Genomic DNA, 1,176 nt, shown 5'->3' on the forward strand with positions numbered 1-1,176 from the left:
CNTTNCTTCCCAAGCTGACTCGCTGATTAAAATTTCGCGGATCTGGGCCGATTTTTTTCCCGCAAACACATCGAATCAGCCTATTTAGGCTATTTTTTCCACCATTTCTGGCGTTATTTCCGGTTTTTACTGAGATCTCTCCCACTGACGTATCATTTGGTCCACCCGAAACAGGTTGGCCAGGGTGAATAACATCGCCAGTTGGTTATCGTTTTTCAGCANCCCTNTGTATCTGGCTTTCACGAAGCCGAACTGCCGCTTGATGATGCGAAACGGGTGCTCCACCCTGGCACGGATGCTGGCTTTCATGTATTCGATGTTGATGGCCGTTTTGTTCTTGCGCGGATGCTGCTTCAAGGTTTTTACCTTGCCGGGACGCTCGGCGATCAGCCAGTCCACATCCACCTCGGCCAGCTCCTCGCGCTGTGGCGCTCCTTGGTAGCCGGCATCGGCTGAGACAAATTGCTCCTCTCCATGAAGCAGATTACCCAGCTGATTGAGGTCATGCTCGTTGGCCGCGGTGGTGACTAGGCTGTGGGTCAGGCCACTCTTGGCATCGACACCAATGTGGGCCTTCATGCCAAAGTGCCACTGATTGCCTTTCTTGGTCTGATGCATCTCCGGATCGCGTTGCTGCTCTTTGTTCTTGGTAGAGCTGGGTGCCTCAATGATGGTGGCATCCACCAAAGTGCCTTGGGTCATCATGACGCCTGCTTCGGCCAGCCAGCGATTGATGGTCTTGAACAATTGACGGGCCAGTTGATGCTGCTCGAGCAGGTGGCGGAAATTCATGATGGTGGTGCGATCCGGCAGGGCGCTATCCAGGGATAATCGGGCAAACAGGCGCATGGAGGCGATTTCGTACAGGGCATCTTCCATGGCACCGTCGCTCAGGTTGTACCAATGCTGCATGCAGTGAATACGCAGCATGGTCTCCAGCGGATAGGGCCGTCGGCCATTGCCCGCCTTGGGATAAAACGGCTCGATGACTTCCACCATGTTTTGCCATGGCAGAATCTGCTCCATGCGGGAGAGGAAAATCTCTTTTCGGGTCTGACGGCGCTTAGTGCTGAATTCACTATCGGCGAAGGTGAGTTGATGGCTCATGATGTCCCTCTGGGATGCGCTCCGGATGAATATGATGATCTCATATCAGGAACTTGTTCGCACCTTCCC

Annotated in this window: 1 protein-coding gene; it reads right to left on the minus strand. The window is 53.8% G+C overall.

Features of this window, described 5'->3' with window-relative positions:
* Positions 1-126: 126 nt before the first annotated feature.
* On the minus strand, positions 127-1,107 hold the full coding sequence (locus VZP09_RS24370) for an IS5-like element ISKpn26 family transposase (protein ID WP_328795511.1): 981 nt from the start codon (positions 1,105-1,107) through the stop codon (positions 127-129).
* Between the last annotated feature and the right edge of the window lie 69 nt (positions 1,108-1,176).

Origin of the sequence: Klebsiella sp. EMBS2024 (genome assembly GCF_036233805.1) — a bacterium.
GTDB classification, from domain to species: domain Bacteria; phylum Pseudomonadota; class Gammaproteobacteria; order Enterobacterales; family Enterobacteriaceae; genus Klebsiella; species Klebsiella pneumoniae.